Source organism: Niabella drilacis (assembly GCF_900101395.1).
Lineage (GTDB): Bacteria > Bacteroidota > Bacteroidia > Chitinophagales > Chitinophagaceae > Niabella > Niabella drilacis.
Genome location: NZ_FMZO01000001.1, coordinates 560,683 through 586,671, shown reverse-complemented (window position 1 = coordinate 586,671; position 25,989 = coordinate 560,683). Strand labels below are relative to the sequence as shown.

General features: G+C 46.7%; 20 protein-coding genes. 10 read left to right on the top strand and 10 right to left on the bottom strand.

Going from position 1 to position 25,989, the window contains the following annotated elements:
• Positions 1 to 34 precede the first annotated feature (34 nt).
• A complete protein-coding gene (gene recN / locus BLS44_RS02565) occupies positions 35 to 1,690 on the top strand; it encodes a DNA repair protein RecN (RefSeq protein ID WP_090388431.1) in 1,656 nt (551 codons plus the stop codon).
• Positions 1,691 to 2,077: 387 nt separating this feature from the next.
• Here recN and BLS44_RS02560 read toward each other — a convergent pair whose 3' ends face one another.
• Complete coding sequence (locus BLS44_RS02560) at positions 2,078 to 2,686, bottom strand: 4'-phosphopantetheinyl transferase family protein (RefSeq protein WP_090388430.1); 609 nt, start codon at positions 2,684 to 2,686, stop codon at positions 2,078 to 2,080.
• Between the two features lie 168 nt (positions 2,687 to 2,854).
• On the opposite strand from BLS44_RS02560, the gene dcd reads away from it, so the two are divergent.
• The 4 genes from dcd to BLS44_RS02540 all read left to right on the top strand — a co-directional run bounded on the left by dcd (position 2,855) and on the right by BLS44_RS02540 (position 8,210).
• Positions 2,855 to 3,391 (top strand): dCTP deaminase, encoded by a 537-nt coding sequence (gene dcd, locus BLS44_RS02555; protein WP_090388429.1) that lies wholly within the window; start codon positions 2,855 to 2,857, stop codon positions 3,389 to 3,391.
• Between the two features lie 116 nt (positions 3,392 to 3,507).
• Complete coding sequence (locus tag BLS44_RS02550) at positions 3,508 to 4,830, top strand: dihydrolipoamide acetyltransferase family protein (RefSeq protein ID WP_090388428.1); 1,323 nt, start codon at positions 3,508 to 3,510, stop codon at positions 4,828 to 4,830.
• 239 nt (positions 4,831 to 5,069) lie between these two features.
• Positions 5,070 to 5,909, top strand: a complete 840-nt coding sequence (locus BLS44_RS02545; RefSeq protein ID WP_245729076.1) for a glycoside hydrolase family 16 protein — start codon at positions 5,070 to 5,072, stop codon at positions 5,907 to 5,909.
• Positions 5,910 to 5,984: 75 nt separating this feature from the next.
• Positions 5,985 to 8,210: an alpha-L-fucosidase gene (locus tag BLS44_RS02540; RefSeq protein WP_090388622.1), complete on the top strand. Its 2,226-nt coding sequence runs from the start codon at positions 5,985 to 5,987 to the stop codon at positions 8,208 to 8,210.
• 225 nt (positions 8,211 to 8,435) lie between these two features.
• On the opposite strand, the gene BLS44_RS02535 is transcribed toward BLS44_RS02540, so the two are convergent.
• The 5 genes from BLS44_RS02535 to BLS44_RS02515 all read right to left on the bottom strand — a co-directional run bounded on the left by BLS44_RS02535 (position 8,436) and on the right by BLS44_RS02515 (position 15,415).
• On the bottom strand, positions 8,436 to 9,200 hold the full coding sequence (locus BLS44_RS02535) for an SDR family oxidoreductase (RefSeq protein WP_090388427.1): 765 nt from the start codon (positions 9,198 to 9,200) through the stop codon (positions 8,436 to 8,438).
• Positions 9,201 to 9,295: 95 nt separating this feature from the next.
• Entirely contained in the window at positions 9,296 to 10,234 is a 939-nt protein-coding gene (locus BLS44_RS02530; RefSeq protein WP_090388426.1) for a helix-turn-helix domain-containing protein, read from the bottom strand.
• An 84-nt stretch (positions 10,235 to 10,318) separates the two neighbouring features.
• Complete coding sequence (locus BLS44_RS02525) at positions 10,319 to 10,708, bottom strand: VOC family protein (protein ID WP_090388425.1); 390 nt, start codon at positions 10,706 to 10,708, stop codon at positions 10,319 to 10,321.
• Positions 10,709 to 10,818: 110 nt separating this feature from the next.
• On the bottom strand, positions 10,819 to 11,223 hold the full coding sequence (locus tag BLS44_RS02520) for a VOC family protein (RefSeq protein ID WP_090388424.1): 405 nt from the start codon (positions 11,221 to 11,223) through the stop codon (positions 10,819 to 10,821).
• A 436-nt stretch (positions 11,224 to 11,659) separates the two neighbouring features.
• A complete protein-coding gene (locus BLS44_RS02515; protein WP_090388423.1) occupies positions 11,660 to 15,415 on the bottom strand; it encodes a DUF3857 domain-containing protein in 3,756 nt (1,251 codons plus the stop codon).
• Positions 15,416 to 15,814: 399 nt separating this feature from the next.
• Between BLS44_RS02515 and BLS44_RS02510 the strand changes: the two genes are divergently transcribed.
• The 3 genes from BLS44_RS02510 to BLS44_RS02500 all read left to right on the top strand — a co-directional run bounded on the left by BLS44_RS02510 (position 15,815) and on the right by BLS44_RS02500 (position 21,324).
• Entirely contained in the window at positions 15,815 to 16,390 is a 576-nt protein-coding gene (locus tag BLS44_RS02510) for an alpha/beta fold hydrolase (protein ID WP_317039696.1), read from the top strand.
• A 131-nt stretch (positions 16,391 to 16,521) separates the two neighbouring features.
• Entirely contained in the window at positions 16,522 to 18,699 is a 2,178-nt protein-coding gene (locus BLS44_RS02505; protein WP_090388421.1) for a 2OG-Fe(II) oxygenase, read from the top strand.
• A gap of 477 nt (positions 18,700 to 19,176) precedes the next feature.
• Positions 19,177 to 21,324, top strand: coding sequence for a UvrD-helicase domain-containing protein (locus BLS44_RS02500; RefSeq protein WP_090388621.1), 2,148 nt, complete (start codon positions 19,177 to 19,179; stop codon positions 21,322 to 21,324).
• On the opposite strand, the gene BLS44_RS02495 is transcribed toward BLS44_RS02500, so the two are convergent.
• On the bottom strand, positions 21,244 to 21,729 hold the full coding sequence (locus BLS44_RS02495; RefSeq protein ID WP_090388420.1) for a virulence RhuM family protein: 486 nt from the start codon (positions 21,727 to 21,729) through the stop codon (positions 21,244 to 21,246). The genes BLS44_RS02500 and BLS44_RS02495 overlap by 81 nt on opposite strands.
• Positions 21,730 to 22,125: 396 nt before the next feature.
• Here BLS44_RS02495 and BLS44_RS02490 point away from each other — a divergent pair, with 396 nt between their 5' ends.
• Positions 22,126 to 22,563 (top strand): VOC family protein, encoded by a 438-nt coding sequence (locus BLS44_RS02490; RefSeq protein ID WP_090388419.1) that lies wholly within the window; start codon positions 22,126 to 22,128, stop codon positions 22,561 to 22,563.
• A 1,086-nt stretch (positions 22,564 to 23,649) separates the two neighbouring features.
• Here the strand turns inward: BLS44_RS02490 and BLS44_RS26900 are convergent.
• Positions 23,650 to 23,997, bottom strand: coding sequence for a hypothetical protein (locus BLS44_RS26900; RefSeq protein ID WP_245729074.1), 348 nt, complete (start codon positions 23,995 to 23,997; stop codon positions 23,650 to 23,652).
• A gap of 140 nt (positions 23,998 to 24,137) precedes the next feature.
• Positions 24,138 to 24,746 (bottom strand): hypothetical protein, encoded by a 609-nt coding sequence (locus BLS44_RS02480; protein WP_090388418.1) that lies wholly within the window; start codon positions 24,744 to 24,746, stop codon positions 24,138 to 24,140.
• 176 nt (positions 24,747 to 24,922) lie between these two features.
• Here BLS44_RS02480 and BLS44_RS02475 point away from each other — a divergent pair, with 176 nt between their 5' ends.
• Positions 24,923 to 25,321, top strand: a complete 399-nt coding sequence (locus BLS44_RS02475; protein WP_090388417.1) for a helix-turn-helix domain-containing protein — start codon at positions 24,923 to 24,925, stop codon at positions 25,319 to 25,321.
• Between the two features lie 249 nt (positions 25,322 to 25,570).
• Here BLS44_RS02475 and BLS44_RS02470 read toward each other — a convergent pair whose 3' ends face one another.
• Positions 25,571 to 25,981 carry a very short patch repair endonuclease gene (locus BLS44_RS02470; protein ID WP_090388416.1) on the bottom strand — a complete coding sequence of 137 codons (411 nt, stop codon included), beginning with the start codon at positions 25,979 to 25,981 and terminating at the stop codon, positions 25,571 to 25,573.
• Positions 25,982 to 25,989: the final 8 nt, after the last annotated feature.

The window sequence follows — 25,989 nt, the reverse complement described above, 5'->3', positions numbered from 1 at the left end:
TTTCTTTTCAGCCTTTTTCTTAATTTGCCTTCCGATGCTGAAACAATTACATATCAGGAACTACGTGATCATCGATGCACTGGAGATCCATTTCTCCAACGGGATGAATATTGTGACCGGTGAAACCGGTGCGGGAAAATCGATCATACTGGGTGCCTTATCGCTTATACTGGGCGAGCGGGCCGATACCGCCGCCCTGGTAGACAAAGAAAAGAAATGCATTATTGAAGGATTGTTTACCCCCGGAACAGTAAGTGAGATCACCCGGTTCCTGGAAACCAACGACCTTGACCCATCTCCTGAAATCACCATCCGGCGGGAGATCGGCGTCAATGGCAAAAGCCGTGCATTTATTAATGATACCCCGGTGAACCTGGCACAGCTACAGCAACTCAGCTCATTGCTGGTAGACCTGCATCAGCAATTTGACACCCTGCAGCTGGGTGATACCGATTTTCAGGTGCATGTACTGGATGCACTGGCCAGTAATACAAAGCTCATCAATGACTACCGGCTGAAATTTGCCGAATGGCAGCAACATAAAAAAAGACTGGAACGCTTAAAAGAACAGCAGGCCCGGATGGACCAGGAAAGCGATTACAATCAATTCCAATACGATGAACTGGCTGAAGCCAACTTACAGGAAAATGAGCTGGAAGAGATCGATGAAACATTGAAACTATTGTCTAACTCCGAAGGCATCAAAGGGGCACTGGGCAAGGCCTACAACGAACTGGAAGAGGGCGAGCAGCCATTGGTGCAGCAACTAAAAACTATTGCGCAGCTGCTGGGCAATTACAGCAGCTTTCATAAGGACCTCCCCGACCTGGTGAGCCGGCTCAACAGTGCACAGGTAGAGTTGCAGGATATTGCTGTGGAACTGGAACATATCAGCAATGGTATTCACTATGACCCGGAAAAAATAGAAACCCTCAGCGACCGGTTATCCATAGGATACCGGCTGCAGAAAAAACACGGCGTACAATCAACCAATGAGCTGCGGGCTCTGCAGCAGCAACTGGAAGAAAAGCTACAGGGGGTAGCCCATATCCAGGACGACATTGCCGCACTGGAAGCCACCACGGAACAGCACTTCCGGCTGGCCGAAGCGCTCGCCCAAAAAATTTCAGAAGCCCGCAAAAAACAGATAGCCCCGTTTGAGAAAAAAGTAGAAACACTACTTACCCAGGTAGGCATGCCCAATGCCGCGCTCCGCGTTTCTTTTGAAAAAAGGCCCCTGGGTGCACAGGGCGCTGATGCGGTTGACTTCTTATTTGATGCGAATAAAAGCGGACAATTCAAACCGGTTAACAAAGTAGCCAGTGGCGGCGAGTTAAGCCGTCTTATGCTTTGTATTAAAAGCCTGGTAGCCCAGCGCATGAACCTTCCCACCCTCATCTTTGATGAAATTGATACGGGCATCTCAGGAGAAGCGGCAAAACAGGTGGGCATTATCATGAAAGACCTGGCCGCCAGCCGGCAGGTGATCTGCATTACCCATCAGCCGCAGATCGCCGGACGTGCCGATGCACACTATTTTGTATATAAAGAAGTATCCGGGAAACAGGTACGCACCGGTATGCGGCAACTGGATACCGAAGAACGGATCACTGCCATTGCGAAAATGCTGAGCGGAGAAAAACCGACAGCGGCGGCGTTGGAGAATGCAAGAGAAATGGTGCAGAACTAATTTTTTTGTTCCAGGTCCAACGTTTAATGTTTCACGTCAGATCCATTTGAGGCTTGTGGAGCATTACTGATACCGGATACCATTCGCTTAGGTTTTTGTTCCGGATTTCAGGTTTAATTTCATTTGATACTTGCGTTTTAGAACTTCAAACAAAGTCCCCTCCTGGCTTGAAGCTGAATTTCTGATTTCCATCGGTATCAACTGAAAATTGATAGCTGCCAACTGATGGCTTAGGAGGACAAAGAGACTGGGAGGAGACAGAAGTTGAGTCTATTGCCAATGCTCAGTCGCAGATCCAATACACCTACACTGAAAATTTAAAGTTCCAGGTCAGATCTCTTGTATCCCTATGGTACGCCTCAATTCCCACATTCACAAATTTTCAAATTACTCCGACACCACATAACTCAGGCAAAGCCCCGAAAGCTGCTGCAGCTGCACTTTCAGCCGGCTGTCAGTCAGTGTAAAATGACAATCAAAGGCATCCCGGGCCTCATTATAACCGGTAAACCGGATATGCTCCCGGAAATCCACTTTGCCTAAACCATACCATTTATACACCGCTTCTTTGGCGGACCATACCTGTGTATACTCCTCCATGGAAAGCGGGTTCAGTAATTCCATTTCTGAGGAGCTCATGAACTTATGCCGGATGGTCACTACTTTTTCCACCGGGATTTCAATATCAATACCCGCCCGCCGCTCCCGGCTTACAATGGCCGCCGCATAATCGCCGCAATGGGAAATGGAAAAATGAAAAGCCTCGTCCGGAAGGAAAGGCTTCCGTGTTTCTGCAATCTGTATCAGGTGGTACGGAAAACCAGGGAACAGGTATTGCAGCAAAAACCGGCCGGCAAGATGCTGTAACATCTTATGCGGATGTGTCACCGCCCGGTGTACCGGCACCTTTTCTCTAAAGAATCCAGGTTCCTCCTCAATCTTCCAGATCCCCAGCCTTGTAGAATTGTTAATTTCTTCTTGAAAAATAACGGGCATAAATAATCGGATTCGCTTAATTTGTGCAAGTTAAGGATTTCATAAGGGGGATCCCGTTTGCAGCGATGATTTATAAAAGAACAAAAGGATGCCTTGGTACCGATCTGCCGGTTGGCGGGCAACTCAGCCGCAATATTTTAAAATACCCCTGTTTTCAAAGCACGAATCATGATCTTATCAGACCTTCGCATACTGGAAGAAATAGAAAAAGGGACCATTCTTATTAACCCTTACGACCGGGCCTGCCTGGGCAGCAATTCCTACGATGTGCACCTGGGCGCCTGGCTGGCTACTTATAAAAATCACCAGCTGGATGCAAAGCAGCACAATGAGATCGCTTATTTTGAGATCCCGGATGAAGGTTTTGTACTCTATCCTCACATCTTTTACCTGGGTGTTACCCAGGAATATACCGAGTCTCATGCACACGTGCCGTTCCTGGAAGGTAAATCCTCCACCGGCCGCCTGGGTATCGACATCCATGCCACTGCAGGTAAAGGCGACGTGGGCTTTTGCGGGCACTGGACCCTGGAGATCTCGGTGAAACAACCCGTCAAGATCTATAAGGGCATGCCTATAGGCCAGCTGATCTACTTCCCTGTTGAAGGAGAGATTGAAGTAAAATATAACCAGAAGAAAAACGCCAAATACAGCAGTCAGCCCGACCGGCCCATCGAAAGTATGATGTGGAAGAACAAGTTTTAACCCCTTCACTTCAGGCCACTTACAGATGCTAACAAACGAAAGTTAGGATCTAAATCACTATTTTTGCGCCGGCTGGCTATTTTAAACTACATTTATTTAATAAATACAATTGTTCTATGGCTTTAGAGGATCTGGTGATGCCCAAGTTAGGAGAAAGCATTATGGAGGCAACTATTTTAAAATGGTTGAAGCAGGTGGGCGATGCCGTGGAAATGGACGAAACTGTTCTGGAGATCGCTACGGATAAGGTAGACAGCGAAGTGCCCAGTACGGCCAGCGGGGTTATCGAAGCCATTCTTTTTAGCGAAAATGACGTGGTGCCCATTGGTACCGTTATTGCCCGCATCCGCACGGAGGGCCTGGCAGAAGAGACGATTACCCCCGAGCCTGCTGTTACCCCTCAACCAGTGCCGTCTGTTCCGGAACAGGAACAGGAAGCTGAAGTTATTTCCTCCACCATCAAACCGGAAACCTCCGGATCGGCTCCCTCCAGATTTTATTCTCCTCTTGTACTGAATATTGCCGCCAGCGAAGGTATTTCCATGAGTGAGCTGGAAAAGATACCCGGCACCGGCAAAGAAGGCCGGGTAACCAAGAATGATATACTGGATTATGTGGCCAGCCGCTCCCGCCGGCAGGCGCCGGCAGCCTCCGTTACACCGCCCGCCGTTACCTTGGCACCGGCAAAGGAAGCGCAGCAGGCCGGCCCCCTCGATATCAGCCGCCACGGTGGCAATGTGGAGATCATTGAAATGGACCGCATGCGTAAGCTTATTGCAGAGCATATGGTACGCAGCAAACAGACCAGTCCGCACGTGACCAGCTTCTCCGAAGCGGATGTAACCAATATGGTCATGTGGCGGGAGAAAGTAAAAAAAGATTTTGAAAAACGGGAAGGCACGAAGATCACTTTTATGCCCCTGTTTATCGAAGCCATTGCAAAATGTATCAAACGCTTCCCCCTGATCAACAGTTCGGTGGAGGGCGATAAGATCATCATCAAAAAAGACATCAACATCGGGATGGCAACAGCCCTTCCCAATGGGAACCTGATTGTACCCGTTATTAAAAATGCCGACCAGCTTAACCTGACCGGTCTGGCCAAACGGGTAAACGGCCTGGCCGATGCCGCGCGTAACAATAAGTTAAAGGCTGAAGATACACAGGGTGGCAGTTTTACCATTACCAACGTGGGTACTTTTGGCAGTCTTGCCGGTACCCCAATTATCAACCAGCCCCAGGTAGCCATCCTGGCAGTAGGTGCTATTAAAAAACGCCCCGTTGTAGTGGAAACACCGCAAGGCGACAGCATTGCCATCCGGCACATGATGGTGCTCAGCATGAGCTACGATCACCGTGTGGTAGACGGCGCCCTGGGAGCAACCTTCCTCAGTGCTGTTGCGAAAGAGCTGGAGAGTTTTGTTCCGGTGGAGGTTTAGCAGGTTCCGGGTTTAACATTTAAAGTTTCAGGTTAGATCCGTTTCATACCTGGTATCAAATCAGTTTTCAGCCATTAGCCATCAGTCTTCAGTTATTGGCATTGTACATCAAGCATAGAATCTAACTGAAATATCAAACCTTAAACGTTAAACGGCCCCGCGCCTGCGCATCCGTTTGCACATCCGGGCCATTTCTCCCTCCGAGTGGTTATCTTGCGGGTATTATCAATCACCTGCTCATGCCATTGACAACAATAAAACAGATCGTTTTCCTCCCCCTTGTGCTCCTGCTGCTGGCCACAGCATGCAGCAGGCCCTTTACACGCTCCGCCGGGTATGTATATCTCCAGAAGGACGGGCGGACCGAAAAAAAATGGAAACTGGTGTGGAAGGACGATTTTAATGCGCCCATCCTGGATACCAGCAAATGGACCCGGATTCCACCCGGCAAATCGGACTGGAACAGGCATATGAGCACCCACGACGACTGTTTCCGGCTCGACAGCGGGTATATTTACCTCCGTGGCATCCGTAACCCGGACACTACCGCTGATCCGCGTCCCTTTATCACGGGTGGCATTTACACAAAAGGAAAATTTGCTTTTCAGTATGGGAAAATTGAAATAAGGGCAAAGCTGGAATGTGCTACGGGCGCCTGGCCGGCCATGTGGATGCTGGCAGAACAAAATAAATATGGTGCTTATCCCAAAAACGGGGAGATCGACATCATGGAGCATCTGAATTTCGAGCACAAGGTTTACCAAACCACTCACTCCTATTACACGCTCGATCTCAAACAGACCCAAAAGCCGCCGCACTCCGGAACAGCTCCTTTTAACAGAGACGGATTTAATACATTTGGCATCAAATGGACCCCGCATAAGATCGTCTTTACCGTAAACGGCAAAGAAACCTTTACCTACCCGCGCATAACCGGCGTGGATGCCAGTCAGTGGCCCTACGATCAGCCATTTTACCTGCTGATAGACCAGCAGCTGGGTGGCAGCTGGGTTGGCAAGGTAGATCCGCAGCAGTTGCCGGTGCAAATGATCGTTGACTGGGTAAAGCTCTATCAATAAAGTTCTTTAATGTGTGCAGGCCGCTTCGGGCTTGCCGGAAAACCTCTGTGCAAATCATTACTATTAAAAATCAGCATGCATATCAAAACACTTTTCCTCCTGTTGTCCATCCCTGTAACCATACAGGCATTTTCGCAAAATGTTACACCGGCCAACACTATTCCAATCCTGCCGGGCGATTCAAAAGAAACCATCATCAGCAAAGCAGCACAGGTAGTGCCCACGGCCAACCAGTATGCAGCTCTTCGCAATGAGTTCATCGCCTTTGTGCACCTGGGGCCCAATACCTTTACCCAAAAAGAATGGGGTAACGGGATGGAAGATCCCAAAATATTTGATCTCAAAACACTGGATACCGATCAGTGGTGCGCCGCCATGAAGGCCGCTGGAATGAAGATGGTGATCATTACCGTAAAACACCACGACGGGTTTGTGCTCTGGCAAAGCCGCTACACTACGCATGGCATCATGTCTACGGGCTTCCGCAATGGAAAAGGCGACATTCTAAAAGACCTCAGCGCTTCCTGCAAAAAGTACGGACTAAAGTTGGGTATCTATCTTTCTCCTGCCGACCTGTTCCAGATCGAAAGTCCGGACGGACTTTACGGCAACCTGAGCCAATACACCATGCGTACCATTCCCCGCCCGGTGGCCGGTCGCCCTTTTAAAAACAAGACCCGTTTTCAGTTCGAAGTTGACGACTACAATGAGTATTTTATGAACCAGCTGTTTGAACTGCTTACTGAGTACGGTCCGGTAGATGAAGTATGGTTTGATGGTGCACATCCTAAAACCAAAGGTGGCCAGCAATACAATTACGCTGCATGGAAAAAGCTCATCCAGACCCTGGCCCCCAAAGCCGTTATCTTTGGTAAACAGGATATCCGCTGGTGTGGTAACGAGTCCGGCAAAACCCGGAATACGGAATGGAATGTGATTCCTTTTAACGATGATCCCGATCGGATGAACAGCTACCCGGATCTTACCGTCAATGACCTGGGCAGCCGGGAACAGCTCTACAAAGCGCGGTACCTCCATTACCAGCAGGCAGAGACCAATACCTCCATACGAGAAGGCTGGTTCTACCGTAATGAAACTACGCAAAAGGTACGAAGCGCGGATGATGTATTTGATATTTATGAGCGTTCCGTCGGCGGCAATTCCACCTTCCTGCTCAATATCCCCCCCAATCGCGAAGGTCGTTTGTCAAACGAGGATGTATCCGTATTAAAAGAAACCGGCGCCCGGATCCGTGAAACCTACGGAATCAACCTTTTTAAAAATGCAACCGGGCCCAAAGCTGTCCTGGATGTAAGCCCACAAAGCTTTCTGCTGCTCAGGGAGCCCCGGCCGGAAATCATTATCCACACTCCGCAGCCCGTTACCATCAACCGCCTGGTTTTACAGGAGGCTATCAGCACCCATGGCGAGCGGGTAGAGCAGCATGCGGTGGACGCCTGGATCGGGGGCCGGTGGAAAGAAATTGCGGCGGCCACCAATATTGGCTACAAGCGTATCCTGCGTTTTCCCGAAACCACCTCCAACCAATTTCGGATCCGCATCCTCGGTTCCCGGGCCGCACCAGCCATCAGCAATATTACCGCGCACTATTATAAAATGCGGCCACCGCAATTGGAATTATCACAAAGTGTAAATGGCATGGTTACCATCGCCCCCTACCAGCCGGAATTTAACTGGAAACCCCATGGAGAAAATACGCTGCAAAACCTGGGCTCCGGTACAGAGATCCACTACACAACCGATGGCAGCACACCTACCCTGTCATCGCCCGTTTATACGGCACCCTTCCCCGCAGTTCATGGCCTGGTAAAAGCCGTGGCTTTCAGTAAAAACAGCACCGGCCCCGTGGCCAGTCGGATATTTGGTATATTAAAACAAAACTGGAAATTGCTGGCTGCAAGCGGCGATACAAAACAGCACGGCGCGGCACTGGCTTTTGATGCCGATAAAAAAACATGGTGGCAGTCAAAACCAGCCTCCGGCAACGGATTTATAGTCCTGGACCTGGGCAAGGTCTATACCCTCAAAAGTTTTTCCTATACGCCACATACGCAAAACAAGGAGGGGCTCATGAGCAAAGGAAAGATCCAGATCAGCGGGGATGGCAGCAACTGGACTGATGCCGGTAGCTTTGAATTTGGCAACCTTATCAATGATCCGGTTACCCGCCTGCATCCCTTCCCGCGGTCCTTAACAACGCGGTACATCCGTATAGAAGCTACGGAAACTGCCGCGCAGGATAAAGGACTATCCATCGCAGAGCTGGATTTTTTCGAGTGATCTTTCTGATCGAACAGAACCAACAAAGGCATTTATACGAAACAGATATTTATTCTGGACCAAAATATTCCCGTATAGTGCCGATGTGATCAGCCCTTAGGCCAATAAAATGGGTCTATTACGGATGTCCAATCGGCATTAAATCTTATATAAGCGTCTTTTAATACTCCGGTTGGATCCGAAACGGTCCGGTCACTTTGGGGTATGCTCCTGAAAGGATGAACGTTATAAGGACTGCCCGCCAGACGCTTCGATCCGCTGCCCCGTGATCCAGCGGGCGTCGTCCGTACACAGAAAGGCCACTACCCCGCCGATATCATCCGGAAGGCCCACCCGTCCAAGTGCGGTCACACCGGCTATCTGCGCATTAATCTCCTTGTTATCGCGGGTACGGCCACCGCCAAAATCGGTTTCAATAGCACCCGGCGCCACTACGTTCACACGGATCTTCCGGCCACCCAGTTCCTTTGCCAGGTAGCGGGTCAGCACTTCCACAGCGGCCTTCATAGAGGCATACACGGAAGAGCCGGGAATGGTAAACCGCGCCAATCCCGAAGAGATATTGATAATACCGCCGCCATCATTAATAAACGGCAACAGCTTTTGGGTAAGAAAAAAGGCACCTTTGTAATGAATGTTCATCATCGCATCCAGCTGCGGCTCTGTTGTATCTGCTGCAAGAGCATATAAGCCCGTGCCCGCGTTATTGATCAGGAAATCAATATTGGAGCTGCCGGTCTGCTCCTGTAAATAGTCCGTTACCTGTTTGACGAAATCATCAAATAACGCCACATTGCTGGTGTCCAGCTGAAAGGCAACCGCCTGCTGTCTCAGTGCCTGAATTGCTGCAACGGTTGCGTCTGCTGCTTCCCTGTTGCTGTTATAGGTGAGCACTACATCTATGCCTTTTTTTGCAAGGCTGATGGCCATATTCCGGCCCAGGCCACGGCTGCCACCGGTTACCAGGGCGATCTTGTTTTTCTCTTTCATATTTCGGATCATTTTTATCTTACAAAATTGCAGCAACTTACCATCCGGGTTGTTGCAATCATCAATCCATTCTTTGCAAAAATCAAATAAGTCAGTCAGGAACGAAAAGCCACCGGTGTAACGGCAGTTTGCTTTTTAAAGAAGTTTGAGAAATGGGCTACTTCTTCAAAACCAAGGCTGTAGGCGATCTCCGAGATCGTCCAGTCGGTTTGTTTCAATAAGATCTTCGCCTCCTGCAATACCCGGCTGCTGATCAGGGCCGTGGTGGTCTTACCGGTGTTTTCTTTTAGTACTTTATTAAGATGGTTTACATGCACCGCCAGGCGGTTGGCATAGTCCTTGGCGGTACGCAGCAGGAGTTGTTGCCGGGGTGATTCAACCGGGAATTGCCGCTCCAGCAGCTCAATAAACAGTGCTGTGACACGGGCTGCCGCATTGGAACTGGCTGCCAGGGCGGTGGACGGTTGCAGCTTTTGCCCGTAATGGATCAGCTCCAGCACATAGGTGCGCAGCAGGTCGTATTTAAAGGCATAATCGGATGCGATCTCCTTTTTCATTTTTGCAAACACCTGCCCTATTTCTGCCGCCTGCTCATCCGTAATTTCGAAAACCGGGTATCCGCCCGGCTGAAAGATCGGCAGCTCTTCCAATACCACACCGCTTTTATTCTTGACCAGGAAAGCATCTGTAAATACACAGAACTGTCCGCGCTGGTCGGGGTCCTGCGGTATCCAGTGATAAGGTACTTTAGGGGTGGCAAATAACAGGGCATTATTGGTGATCTCAATCACCTTATCCGCATATTCCGCCCGGTTCTTCCCCCGTATAAGGCTGATCTTATAATAGGCCCTCCGGTTGTACGGCATAGCCTTTTTCCGCCTTACGGCTTCTATCGTGGCAGCAATATCAAAAACATTAAAATGCCCCACATCCTTACTAATACCGGAAGGCAACAGCGCATCCACCTCCATCCCGCTCCACGCAGCAGCCTCTTCATAAAACGCTTCCAGCGAAGTGGGTTTCATAACATTCATACAAGATCCCTGTTTGCAAAATTCAATCAGCAAGTTACATAAAAAAGAAATTGATTGCTGAATACACAGGCAGATACCTGCGGCCTACAGCCGCTGCTGCAGCTGCCAGTAATGTCCAAAAGGATCTTTGACTGTGCCCTGGCGGTAGCCATAGTCATAATCCTGCGCCGGGCTTATTTCGGTGGCACCGGCAGCAATAGCGCTTTTCATCATGTGATCCACATCCGCCACAAAAAGGCCGATGCAAACAGTAGTGCCGTGATGTGCATCGGGTGAAAAATAATACGGCTTTGCCGTAACCTCATGCAGGTGCAACATAGCACCATCAATGCTTAGTTCAGATACATGGATGCTGCCGTCCTCATTGGAAAAGCGCCGGAGCTCCACCGCCCCGAACGCTTTTTCATAAAAGGAAATATCGTGGATACCGTTGGGGATAAAGAGTTCGGGAGCGAAGAAAATGCTGCTGTTCATAGGCATAAATTTAGCAAAAAACTGCGCTTATAACAACAAAAGGATCCGCGCTACTCAGGAGCAGATCCTTCCCTGTCATCAATAGGGCGCAGAACCGGCTTTACCTTCGCCTATTCTTTTGGGAACTTGCTCATATCCATAAAAAACAGCTCCCAGGTATGGCCGTCATAATCTTCAATATTCCTTGTTTGCATAAAACCATAATCCTTTGCCGGTACGGGTTCTGTGCCCCCCGCTTTCAGCCCGTTCTCTGCCATTTCATTTACCTGGTCCATACTGTCAAGGCTTAGTGCAAATAACCCGGCAACATTCGTTTTGGTATCCGCAATGGGCTTGTTCACAAAACTGCTAAACTTCTCGTGGCTCAGGATCATCAGGAAAATATGTTCGCTCCATACCATGCATTTTCCGGAATCATCAGAAAACTGCGGATTATTGGTAAATCCAAATTTTGCGTAAAACTCCATCGACCGGTTTACATCCTTTACGGCCAGATTGATAAACACTTGTTTCATTTGTTGATTTTTTGTTTCCTGCTAAATTAGTAAATCTCCAAAAAGGTATTGTTTGTTAATCCGACAATATATATGGGTTGTTGCGACAACTACCCGAACATTTTCTATTTTGGAAATAGTTGGGGGCGAAAACTATATTTTCCCGTATTATGCCTGACTGGCAGTACGCCTTTTGTACAAAGTGTTGCATTGCCGTTGCATATGGTTATTTTATATTGCTTACAGCGATCATCAGTCTTTTAACTTGTGCAGTTTCTGCACAAGCTGTTTCCTGGGAACATGCTAATTAAATAAACAGACCTGATAAACCTGGATTTCCGAACGTTCCAAAATAGAACGCACAGAACCTGTTTTATTTTTTAAAGCTTATGCATTTTTTACATTACCCTACCCTTCTTATCAACAACAACCCTCTTCACTAATCCGGAGACCTTCATTATTTCTGATACCCGATAAACTTCTGCTCCGCTTTTACAATTTTTTCAAAAAAAGACCGCAAACCATCATAATCTTCCGCCGCATAAAATTGCTGCCGGTTATTGGTAAATTTACGGGTAACCTGCAATTTGGCGGGTGAAATCAATTGAAACTGCAGGCTGTATTCCAGGTCTTTAAATGTTAAGGAAACCGATGCTGGAGATGCAGAAAATTTCATACCTGCTGGTGCAAAAACGGTTACTCTTGTTTCATACGCATCCGTATTCTCGTAATTCCAGTACTCAACCGGCTGTGTTCTTTTTTCCGCAGGAAACTTATCCATCGTGGCCACCACATCATGATAATTGATCTTAAAGGCACTCATGGGGCCCACTTCCGAAACCTGGTCATTTACCAGGTAGGAGAACTGGTAGGTTACGGAATCCGTCAGGTCTTCCAGGCCGGAGAACTTCAGGTCCTTTAACTTCAATCCCGTGGAATAGCCGCCTGCCAAAGACTCCTCCATATCCTTTAATCGCTTTTCCTCATCACTGTGCCGGAAATCGGCACGTATAGCTGATGCCAGGTGTCCTGTTCTGACCACTTTATTGGAATACGCGAGGTCCGATCCGCTGGGGCGGATCTCTATATACCGGAAGGTTTTATCCCTGGACCGGTTGGGTGTATGCAGGAAGGTAACGCCGGAAGCGGATAAAGCCGGGGTTCGCGGAATATCCAGCATCAGGGCGCCGTTAAGGCTATTGGGCAATGCTGCAAAAGGGAGATTATTATCGGTAAGCTCAATAAAATATTCCTTATTATCCAGCACGGCTTTGGCAATGCAATGGTTAAAATCCATCGCAGGCAGCAGCATGCTCTTTGTACCGTTGTTACGCGTGTCAATCAGCACCATATTGGCGGCGATCTCCGCCTTATGACACAATGCTACAAAGAGCCGTGACAGATCCTTACAATCGCCCAGTTGTGTGTTGAGCGTAACAGAAGGTTTTTGCGGCACGTAGCCGCTCTGCCGGAAGGCAACGGAGCTATAATGAATGTTATTTTCAATATAATTATAAATACGCCGTGCTTTTTCAAACTGGCTTTCCGGTTTTGAGCCGGCGGGGAATAGCGTATTGTATACATCCGTCACCTCCTGCTCAACATCGTTGTAATTGACCACATCCGCATACCAGGAAACGATGTTGTTCCAACCGGCAATGGTAGAAACATGTAATACATTGGCCACGTCTGCAAGACCCGGCATTAATGGCTCATCCTTTTCGGGTAAAGAATGCAATACCTCCCAGGAATATTTTTTAAAATCCTCTGCCCTGCTTATTTGCGGGGGGATACTATCCTTACTAAACCGGAAACCGATCTTTGCATCTGGTGGGGCCAGCAGGGTATACCGGGAGGCATAGCAATAAACATTCCCTGAGAAAAAATACCGGTCTGTAATGTCTTTTGCAAAATGTCCATCAGCAAAGGTCCGCAGCCGGTACCGGATAAATACCACATCCCCCGGTTCCAGGTTCGTAAATACAATATCGCCGTCTTTTTTGTCGCCCTGCACCCGTTTGTCTTTTTTGATCACTTCGGCTTTTTCTATAAGCAGGGACTGGTTATTATCATAACTCAGCGATACCTCTTTATACCGTTCAATGCCTTTTTCATTTACAATCCTGATCATGGAGGTAATGTATTGTTCGTTACCTCCGTCTGGGTATAAGATCATATCCCGCTGATCCAGTAAAAAATAATAGCCGTCTTTTTGCTTGTCTGCTCCCTTATAATCATCGCTGCTGATGATCTTATCTTCTTCAACAGCAGGTAACAGTTTATACGCCTCGCTCCGGCCTTCCAGTTTCCGCACCGTATTGATCAGTTCATATTGGTTGGCATTGTACTTCAGCGCCGTATGATAAGCTTCCAGTGCACCGGCTGTTTCATTCTTTTGCTTCCGGATATCGCCCAGCAATTTCCAGTAAGCATCGGCATAAGGCGCTATTGCAAGAGCCTCCTTTACATATTTTTCAGCGCTGTCATACTGTTTTTCCAACAGAAAAAATTCAGACAGCGCAATAGAATACTGGGGCACATATGGAAATTTTCTTATCAACTCTTCCAGTAACGACCGGTATTCCTTTTTGTTACCGTTATCCTGCAGCGCAGCAAGGTATTGGGAAGCTACCCTGTGGTGATAATTATTTTTAAAAAACTGCCGGTACACCTCAAGAGCGCTATCCGCACTTTTCCCCGTAGATTTTCGTAACTTATATATGCCCGCTTGCAGATCGGGATTATCCGGATAGCGCCGGTACATGTTCTCTGCGATAGTGATGATCTCCTCCAGTTTTTCATCCTTTGCCTTTAGCAAAATATACTGACCATCGGTCACCTCGTTTTCCCCATATAGCTGTATATACTCGTTCCGCTTATGTTCCAGTTCGGTATATTTTTGATTTTTGTTCAGCTGCTGCATGGACAGGACCATGGCTTTTTCACTGCTGCTATCGAACCGCATCAGGCGTTCATTCTCCGTTTCCACAAGCGCGCTATTTCCTTCGGCGGTAAGGACATTGATGTATATACTCCTCAATAAAGAGTTATCAGGCGCTTTCACCAATGCCCGGTTAATGATCTGCCGGGCCCGTTCCGTCTTATTACTGCGCAAATAACAGTTGGTCAGCAGTACATAGTTGAGCAGGTTGGCAGAATCCGCTGCCAGCCGGGTTTCGAAATACTGTTCCGCAAAATGCGGCAACAGGTCCGGCAGGCGCGCCGCTGCCTCCCGTTTTGGATACGCCTTATACCCGGCAGTGCTGTTTAAATCGATGGCTTTACCATCCTCATCCAGGACCCGAAGGGTAAAGTTGGGATATTTTTCATGGGTATACCCAAGCTGTATCAGAATGCGGTTGGTTCCCTTTTTTAATACCCCTTTTACACAATAAGCATCAAAATCGGTAACCCGCTCCCTGGGTTCGGAGATCATCAGCTCATCGTTCAGCCAAAGCTTCAGATTCCCGGCAAACCCCATGCCCAGTATTACGCTTTTTTCTTCCGGCACATCCACAAAAGTCTGAGCGTAAATAATGGCGCTGGTTTCTGTTATTGAAAAACCGGTCTGGAGCCACCCATCGTTGTTTTCAAAAGCCGGTGTAAACCATTTTATATTGTTACCCGATGCATTTTTAAAAACAGCATCCGGCCCGGGATATTTCAGCGGGTCATATTCCGTATAAAAACCGCTCCCCGAAAGGTTCTCAAAAGCCCCGGCTAATTGCCAGTTGCGTACCGAGTGAATCGTTTGTATATAAGGCGCGCTGGCTGCAAAGCGACCAGACAGTACCTCGTTTCCTGCCAGCACGTAGTTGGCTGATGTTCTTAATAAAACGGGGGCCTTACGGTCTGCACTAAGTTTTTGCAACATTGCTACCTGGTGCGGCTTTTTTTTAACCCCAAGCGCACCGGCAACGGCCTTATTAAACCACAGGGCATAGATATAGGGATAGGGATCTTCCATTTGTGTATAAACAGAATCCGCAAAATGAAGCATGCCCGCTTCATTGCGGTTAAACGACCGCAACAGCAGGTTGGTAATAAATGCCTGCCCCCGGGTGGCGGCGTCTTTTTCTGCTTCCTTTAAAAAACGCGTAGCGGATATTCTGTCGTTGCGGTTCAGCGCCGTCCATGCTTTTTGATAATTGTTTTGGCAAAAGGCGGTTACACAGGTGATCATGCACACTATAAGCAGTAGCTGTTTTCTCATTATTTAGTCTTTTCAGTAAAGTGGTATTATGTTTTACAGGTTATCCTTAAAAACCGCAACAATATAGGAAATTATTTGATCGCTCGCCGCATAAATATTTTGCAGGAACCGTTGGATCTGACGGGATATCGCTCCGGGAGTGCACCAATCCAATAATCTGTTAGTGACCAGGAAATTACATATAAACGATCCATCTCATCCACCCAGCATCAGTTCCGGCAGACTGCGTTTGTCCGGATACCCTTAATATAACAACCATCCGGAAGGATGCACACCCGGTGCGGCGCTGATCAGTTTCGCGGCAACCTGCGGGCAGCTATTTTACCTATCTTTATAAAATGCCGGTGGTTGTTTTAATAATGTGTCTTACCGGGTCTTCATGTTGTGTAACCCAATTACATCCAGATAAATCAACAGGTCATTTTTATACAGGGCGGCGGCAACGGCGGCTACAAAGCCGATATACCAATGGTGGGCTCCCTGCAGGCCGCACTGGGTACCGGTTACCAGGTGCATTACCCGCAAATGGTCGCCGATGAAACCACGCCGGACTTTGCGCCGCAATGGCTGCACCAGATCGGCAAACAGATTGCTGCCGCTAAGGATGGATTCATATTGGCGGGTCACTCCCTGGGTGCTTCCCTGCTGCTGAAATACCTTTCAGAAAACACCGTTAAAACAAGCATTGCCGGCGTATTCCTGGTGGCCCCACCTTTTTGGAATGGCGATGCAGACTGGGTACAACCATTAAAATTGCAGAAAGGTTTTGCAGCGCAATTGCCCGGGAACATCCCCCTGTTTTTCTATCAGTGCCGGGATGATGAAGTGGTACCGTTTGATCATTTCACCCGCTACCGGCAGCAACTGCCGCGGGCCGTTTTCCGGGAGCTGGCAAGCGGTGGGCATCAGTTGAATGATGATTTGTCGGTGGTAGCAGCGGATATAAAACAACGCACGATGTACAAAAACGGATAAAACTGTTTTCTTTAGTCAGGCGCCTTCCCGTAATATACAACGGTTGCTTAAACGACTTTGATTACCATAGATTCGCTTTACTATTTCAGGATTTAAGGACTAAATTGTGCAGAAATCTTTACAATTATTCTATGCACCAGATCAAACAAAACATACTTGAAACGCTCCTTCAGTTAAAGGGCAGCGGAAAGTTCGCCAGTATCGGTACAGCTGATTTTGTCTTTCCCGGATTAACAATAGAAGGTATGGAAGAAATTGCCTTTCCCATAAACAGCATCCAGGCACTGGCCCTGATCGGGACGGCACAAAAAGCCCCTTTTGGCCAGGGCCGGAGCACCATTTATGACGACAACGTAAGAAGTGCCCGGGAGATAGATGCTGCTAAAATTACTTTCAAAAATCCTGCATGGGAAAAGCTGATCAAAAAGGTGCTCACAAATGTAAAAGCAGATCTTGGCCTGGAAGACTACAGCATTGCCGCAAATCTCTATAAACTGCTCATTTATAAAGAGGGCGATTTTTTCCTGCCGCATAAGGATACCGAGAAAGAAAAGGGCATGTTTGGCTCCCTGGTCATCGGGCTTCCCTCCTCCCATACCGGCGGGGAGTTGGTCATCCATTTTGAAGGCGTGAAAGAAACAGCAGACTTTGCCCGCAGCGCGGATCCTTATGCCATCAATTATGCTGCTTTTTATGCCGATTGTGATCATGAAGTAAAGCCCCTTGGTGCCGGCTGCCGGGTTTGTTTGGTGTATAACCTCGTACAGGAAAAGGCAGGCAAAAAAATAGCCTTGCAATCCGTACAAACACATGCTGCCCGGTTGGCAGAACTGCTTTCCCAACACCAGGCACAGGAAGACCCGCGGCCGGCGATCGTTTTACTGGGGCACCAGTATACGCCCGAAAACTTTTCTTATGACGCCCTCAAGCTGAATGACCGTGCCAAGGCGGAAGCCTTGCTGCAGGCCGCACAAAAAGCGGGCTATTATGCCCGGGCCTGCCTGGTAACCTCCTACCTTTCCGGAGCCCCTGCTTATGACGGTTATTATGACGATGAGGAGGACGATAGTGATGCGGAGATGGAGGAAGTATACGACGATTCACTTTCTATTGAACATTGGACAAAAAGCGAATTACCCACCCCGGATAATGTACCATTTGAAGAAAATGAGCTGATCACTTCTTTTGCATTGGATGAGGGCGAACCCATCATAAAAGAATCAACCGGCTATATGGGCAACTACGGTCCGGACCTGATGCATTGGTATCATTATGGCGCAGTAATGATCTGGTCTCCGGACGTCAATGCCCGCCTGCTGCTGACGCAAGGTGCAGCGAGCCAGCTGAGCTGGATCAGCTATTTCAATCGTACAAAACAAATAACAGCTGCAGAAGCCACCTCTATAGAATTTATCGTATCAACCGGATTCAATAGCGATCACCGGACTGAAAAAGAAGTCAATTACAATGCTCTTGCAGACTGGCTGGTAAACAGGAACGATAAAGCCTTCCTGCTACAATTGAATACCGGGCTGTTGCAATCCTATTTTATAAAGATCGATCCGGCCAAATGGGTCACCATTTTTAACAATATCCCCGCGGACGTAACAGCCGGAACTTTTGAAAAACTTACAGAGACCATCACACTTCCCGTGCTGAAGCAGCTGGTAGCTGTGCTGCAGGAAATGGCTGGCGATAAGAAGCTGCACTCCATTGCAGCGGCACAAACTGGTGATTTGCCCGGTTATTTTAAAAGTGTGTATAGCCGAGATCCTGGCCGTGTAGATGCCGGAACACTTCATCACCTACTTTGGATGGCGAAAAAGGCGTCACCTGTCGCTGCATGGATACAGGAAATCTTACCAATTCTTACAAAGGACCTTCAGCGATCGTATGTACACAAAGTTTTAGCCCCCTTGCTGCTGCAGGTAAAAGACGGCTCAAAGCTTACAGACGGGCTGCGGCAATCCTGCAGGGATTATTTACAGCAAAGGGCAGATCAACAACCACAGCCACCACCGGATTGGAGTCGTCCGTTGCCCGATACTAAACAGTACTCCAAAGAGTGGCAGCTATTAAAAACCTTTTTAGAATCTCCAACCGAGCAGGTCTTCAATTTCCGGAAGAACCAGGCCGAAAGAACGGCTTTGGAGCATGCCATCAAAAATGCAACCATCGATTTAAAAACAGAAACCATAAAAACGGGATCACCGCATACCCTTCGGATCACGAAAACCCAGGCAACCTACCAGCGCCAGATGAAGGATTGGAAGGAAGATGTGGTTTTATTGGAAAAGTTGAAAAAATAAAAGGCCCTACCATTTTTCATTGGCTATATCGCCTTTTACCAGGTACTCCTTAAGAATCTTATTGGCCAGGGTGCCCGAAGCGAATACTATTTTCTGTTTCGCCTTTACGTAACCTGATATTTGGCTGCCTACAGGGCAACCCTATCTAAATTAGAAGCAATAGTAGAATGAGGCATCGCCTCGAAAAAATGTTTCAAATACGGGTCTTAACCCGTTTGAAGAGCACCCAAACTGGGTAGAGAACCGTAGGTTCGGCACATGATGTTCCGTGCTGATGGCACTCCACTCAGCGCTTTGTGCACGAAGCCGCGCTGAAGCACGGCTTTGAAATAACAAAACGAGCCGATGGCTCTAAAAAAGTCAGATGTGTTGCCCTGCGCCTGTTGTTGAAAAATAACTATAAAAGAAAATTTACATTAATTTTGGGCAGATGCGCAGATAAGACCAGACATGATCTATGACCATCAAATCCTGAAAATGGGGGAAAGTAAAACGGATTTAACGGCGTTAAATGAAAAACAGCATCAGGCTGTAATCAGCGAAGAGAAGCGCATTCTTGTGCTGGCAGGCGCCGGTTCCGGAAAAACCAAAACCCTGCTCCAGAAGCTTATTTATCTGATAGAAGAAAAAGGAGTCAATCCTTTCAATATCCTGGCTATCACCTTCACAAAAAACGCAGCCAATGAAATGCTGGACCGGTTAATCATATCCGCAGACGATACGGAAGAATATGCCGAGATCCTGGCCGATAAGAACAGAACGCCGAAAGAAAAAAATACCGAACGTTATTTCTTTACAAAAAAACATAAATGGATCGATCATCTGACATTGAAAACATTTCATGGGCTGTGTTATGGCATTCTCCGGAACTTTGGTGTAAACGAGTTCGATAACAAATTCAAAATCATTGGCGATTCCAAAGGAGCGAAAGGTGAGTTCAGTAATGCAGCCAGCGAAACTATTTTTGAAGTGGTTCATAAGGTTTTGCTGGAAAATTGTCAGTCGAGTGAATATCTGCTCCATTTAAAAAGACACATCCTGGACTATCAGGTTGACAAAATTCACCTGCAAAACGAGAAAGGAACCGCACCTACAAACTATGCCAAACCTTACACCACACTGAATGGTATTAAAGTACGTTCAAAATCTGAACAGTATATTGCAAACTGGCTTTTCCGGCATAATATTCAATTTGAGTATGAGCTTGAAGTAAATTTCAGCGACTTTAACTTCAAGCCAGATTTTTATATTCCTGAAGCCAATGTTTACCTGGAGCATGTTAGTGAGAAGAGTTATCCGCTTAAAAACAAGGAGCAGCAATTTAAAGTTGCCAATAAAGTTTTAGCCAGAACCTATGAGCACCAGGCTCAGGACACCGCCGTTTTCAACCGGGAACTCGAAAAGATCATCAAAGACCGGCTCCCGGCAAACTACAATTTCAACGTAGCCTTATCTTTTGAAGAAGAGTTTGATTCCTATCATAAAGAAATAAAAGATTTTCTCCGCCAGATAATCCGAGTAATTGATATAATAAAGGCGGAAAATATTGCAGCCAGCGAGGTACTGGCCGGTGCACAGCAGGATCAGCACCAGCGGGTAAGGGACTTTTATACCTTGGCAATCCCTGTAATTGAGCAATATCAGTCCTATTGTATCAATAAGTCGTATCTCGACTTTAACGATATGATCACCACGACCATCTCGCTTTTTAAAAACCATAATGAAATAGCAAATAAATACCGGGATCAATTCAAATACATATTGGTGGACGAGTTTCAGGATGTAAACAATCTGCAGGTTGAATTGATCAAATTATTTTTAACCAATGAAAACCAGCTATTCTGTGTTGGCGATGATTGGCAGAGTATCTACGGCTTCAGAGGCTCCAATGTGGATTATATTATCAACTTCGCCAGACATTTCAAAAATGCCGAGACCATAAAGTTGAATATAAATTATAGGAGCACTGAGAATATCGTAAATGCCAGTAATGAGGTGATCCGCCACAATAAATTTAAAGTAGATAAAGAAGTTTTATCCAACAAAAAATCAAATAGGAAAATCCATATACATGCAGGAAAAAATGAAGCTGAAAACATTCAATACGTGCTTGGACAGATCCAGAAGCTAAAAGAAAAAGGATATACTAAGGAGGATATTCTATTCCTCTATCGCAGAAGCAAAATGTATGCTCCTTATAAGGAGCGGTTTGAGCAGGCCGGGGTTTCTGTATCAGGCAATACCATTCATGCCTCAAAAGGGCTTGAAGCGAGGGCCGTCTTTATCATCGGGCTAACCGAAGGATCTGGCGGTTTCCCGGATATTTGGATGGGAGACCGGATCTACCAGGTGATACGTGAATCTAACCATGATCTATTGCTCGAAGAGGAGCGGCGCCTCTTTTATGTTGCCATAACGCGGGCAAAAGACGACTTATTCCTGATTACAGAAAAAGGAAATGAGTCGAGCTTTTTAAAAGAAATACCAGATGATTTTACTTTCAAAATAAGCCTCCCCTTTAAGTCAGTAATAGATACGATAAAATTATGCCAGGGATGTAATGCCCGCCTGGATGAAGCATTTACATACTGCCCACATTGCGGCAGAAAGCTGGAATCCGACTAAAACAGAAAGAGGGCGATGCCTTTGTTCCTCTAATCGCTTCTCATTGATGGCATAGCCTTTTACCAGGCACTCCTTAAGGATCCTGTTGGCCCAGATGCGGAACTGCGTTGCATTTTTTGAGTTAACACGGTAGCCTACTGATAATATGACATCCAGGTTATAAAATTTTGTTTTGTATTTTTTCCCGTCCAGGGTAGTATGTTCCAAAATGGAACTAACTGAATCTGTACTGAGTTCACCAGAGTTAAAGATATTTGACAGATGTTTTGTAATTGCAGGACGTTGAGTATTAAATAGTTCCGCTATTTGTTTCTGCGTCAGCCAAATGGTTTCCTGTTCCAGCTTTACATCAATAGATGTTTGCCCGTCTGCGGTTTGGTAAATAACGATTGCCCCTGTTTCCATCTTTTCAAGTTACGGTGTTTTTCCGGATTGGGAGACCATTAGTCCATAACATTCAGCCCACCACGTCGCCCCGAAGTGCCTGCCCGACCGTGGCGGAAAGACGTCTCTGCGAAATGTTGCTCTGTTAGGCAGATCTTTTAATCCTCCTTTACGACAATGCCCTCGTAGAGCTTCCCCCGCTGCGGTCGGAACGACGGAGGAAAATTATCGTCACGTCGACCAAAGTGGAGACGTCTAACCGCAGGTCAGAAAAAAGGGCCCGGGCCTTTCTATAAAAAACTTAAATTTGAACCTACGCACAATAAGGGTGCCGGAGATACCCGGGTAAGGCAGAAAGAAACCATTACGGCGCCTGAATATCTGGAATAAAAATAATCGCTTAAAAAAATATCAATTATGGCAGTGATCAATCCGCACATTAACTTCAACGGAAATGCAGAAGAAGCATTCAACTTTTACAAATCAGTATTTGGCGGTGCATTCGCAAAAGTTATCCGTTTCAAAGACCTGTCAAGCGCCGGATTTCCTGTGGCGGAACATGAAGCGAATAAGATCATGCATATTGCTTTGCCCATTGGCCAAAATATGTTGATGGCGAATGATGTGCCCGAAGTTTTAGGCCGGACTAACGAAAATGAAAACAGGAGTAAAATTTCAATCAATGCAGCAAGCAAGGAAGAAGCCGACCGGTTATTCAACGGACTTTCAGCCGGCGGACAAATTGAAATGCCTATTGCCGACAGTCCCTGGGGTTCCTACTTTGGCATGTTCAGGGACAAATATGGTATTGAATGGATGGTAGAATATGCCCCGGATGATAAAGGCCAGCTATAGCAAAACCACAACAACGAAGGCTTGAGGGTCGCTGCTCTGGCATATCCTATCAAAAATGTCTGGGGGTAGACTGTTATCATGGTTATTTTTTATTTGGGCGTGCCCCCTGTCCTGCCAGCGCTGCAATGGGCAGACGCACGGCAGCGGTCGGGCAACGGCGAAGCCCTCATGGGCGCCATTAAAAAACAACAAAAAAGATGCGAATAATCGCTGCTACTCCGCCATCCCGATAGCTATCGCATACGCGTCAAGCTAAAAACAGGTTATTGCTATAGAATGTAGCACGAATAAACCTTTGGGGCCCCAAAGCCCCGTTTTTTGATAGCAAACAGGCGCAGCGCGCCGTAAATCATGGTAACAAGAACTTCCAGGGACTTGCCCATAGCCGCAGCGCGGCGGGAATCTTTTGGGGAAGACTTATATTACCGGTGCGCTGCACCTCTATTCCATCTAGTGTCCGTTACTAATAAAGGTAACGCTGCGCTGCAGCTTTTGTCTTTGACCACTAAATTTGTAATATTAACTTGACGCGTATGCTATAGCTATCGGGACCCACTGCACAAAGCCTTCAGCGAGGTATCCGCTGCAACGGCGAAGCCCTCAGCGAGACCATTAAAAATATAAAAACAAAGCGAGCTAATCCCTCACGCGGGGGAAAGAAAGAATGAGCTTCCATAAGTTCATTAAAAACTTAAACCAATAGCTATCCTGAGCCAATATTTTGGCACCTCAAGTATAAATTAAAGAAGGAACAGCAGACGAAGATCTGGCCGAAATATAGGGTTTAAGAAAAAAAGCCTTTAATCAAATTTCCCAATGGATCAGCAACGGTTTCTTTTATTCTATTGGCTTTGGACGCCAGCCGTTCTCCGGGTCCAGCGTTAACCTAATTTCTACCGGCCCGGTGGCTTTTTTCAACTGCTGTGTTGAAATAACGGGCTGCAATTTTTCCTGCAAATAATCAGGCATTTCAGGATCGTTTACATAAAATTGTTCCGCCTGTTGACGGTATTCTTTGCCAACAGATGCGGACAATAATTGCGTGGCAGCATTTTTTTCAAACAACAAAATCCCACTCCTCCGGACCTAGTTAAAAAACAGGTTACCTGCATTTAATTGCTGCAATACAAAATTGAGCGGGTGTATGATCATATTCACCCTGCCTAAGTGGCTGGTCATTTCCTGTACTTCGGTTTTTAGCGCGTGGTCAATTATACATTCGTCCGGTATAATCAACAGCAGATCGCAGGTAAATTGACGCGTTTCGTTGACCCGTTTAGTCATAAAGCAATTGCGACGGGTATGTACTAATGTTTCGCAGCCATAGCAATAAATGATCAATGGCTGCATGCGGGCCGCTACCAGCTTTTTTATACAATAAAATGCGTTTTGTTCCCGGCCGTTTAACTGGCTGATGTAATCCTGTGTTTTCATGTGGTTATTTTTTACTGTTTTTAATGGTCACATGGAATTCCGCATAAAAATTTTCATCGCTGTCTGGTGTAAATTAGCTCGAAATTTTTATGCTATATTTCATGGTTATTCAATTTCTGGTGTTATTAAAACAGGTTTGATCATTGGTCTGCAAAGCGGTTTTTAAGGCGCCGGCCAATATGCGTTACTTCCCGCACATCTATCAGGTATGCCGCCTCCACCAGCTTTACCAGTCGCATGTAAAATTGCAAGGAACCCAGGTCGGTATCACAGCTATGACGGCTAAGCGCGCATTCTGTCATTGCCTCCCAATCCTGTACCCATTTGCTGAGCGATTGTTTTTTGAAGAACTTTTTCAGTACCCGGTACGGGTTGCAAAATTCGTCCCGGGATAAACAACGCGGAAAATCGCTCCATAGGCCGGATTTGCTGTGCGGGCTGCAGTAATAGCTTTTATCAAAAATGTCGTTGGCGGATACAGCCACCGGGCTGATTTTTTCATCCTTCAGCGCATGGGCAGCTTTTAATACAGACCGTACCATTTTCATATCCAGCAGCACATCGCAGGGCGAGTGGTCTTTATATAATTTATCGACCTGCGCATAGCTTACGATCTGTTTAATTTCCGTGCGCAGTGTTTCTATATCCGAGCAATTAAAAACTTCCGCCAGTATCTGCCGGGGATCGGTGATGCCTCCCCTGCTCCAGCAGGCCGTATCAAAAGGGTCTTTGGGTAATTTAGTTTTCATGGTTGCTATTTTAGGTGAACATTTTGGTACACCACAAAGTAACCCATCCCCGAAGGGGATATTCAAGTGGCGCACCGGATATTTTATGCCATTTGCCGGATATTTTAGCTATCTTTATACAGGTGGCTTATTGAGCGTAAAAGCCTAAATTTGAACCATTGATAAATACAACGATTATGGAGAAAAAGATACACGAAGGCCGCAATGTAAAGCGTTTCCGCGAAATGCTGGGCATCAAGCAGGATGCCCTGGCTTATGAGCTGGGCGATGACTGGAACCAGAAAAAAATATCCATACTGGAAACCAAAGAAACCATTGATGTGCCCCTGCTGCAACAGATCTCCGCTGCATTAAAAATACCCGTGGAAGCGTTTCAGAATTTCGATGAGGAACAGGCCATGAATATAATAGCAAATACATTTGGTGATTATGCTTTTAATTGTGGCACAATGAATGTGCATCCAATTGATAAAATTCTCCAACTGCACGAAGAAAAGATTGCGCTGTATGAAAGAATGATGAAAGAGAAAGACGAGATGATGGCCGAATTAAAAAAACTAATACCAGCAAAGTAATTTTTTAGGGCGTGCCCCCTGCCCTGCCAACACACAAGGGCCAGATGCATGGCAGCGGTCGGGCAACGGCGAAGCCTTCATGAGCGCCATTAAAAAATGATAAAAAAGATGGCGAATAATCGCTCCTACTCCGCCACAACGCCCACCACACAATACCTTCAGCGGGGTATCCGCTGCTATCCCTCACGCGAACCAATGGAACTTATGAGATAGTAGATAGGCGCCCTCTATAGCCCTAATTTGATTTGATTACAAGAAAGCCCTGACAATTCCTTTGATAACAGCTTCTAAATCTTTCTCAATTTCACATTCCCAGCAAACTAACACTTCCCAGCCAAGTTGCGCCAATGTTTCTTGGTGTTTTTGATCCCTGCTAATATTCTTTAATAGTTTTTCTTTCCAGAATGTCGAATTGGTATTTGGTATTCTGCCTTCTCGGCAATCGGCATGATAATGCCAAAAACAACCATGTACGAAGATGGCTGTTTTGTATTTGGGCAATACAATATCCGGTTTTCCAGGCAGTTTGTTATTATGAATGCGGTAGCGGTAGCCTAATGCAAAAAGAGCTTTGCGGAGCATAATTTCAGGTTTAGTATCCTTCGACCTGATTTTGCTCATTACTTCACTCCGCTTCTCCTTTGACCATATATCTGCCATCCGAAATC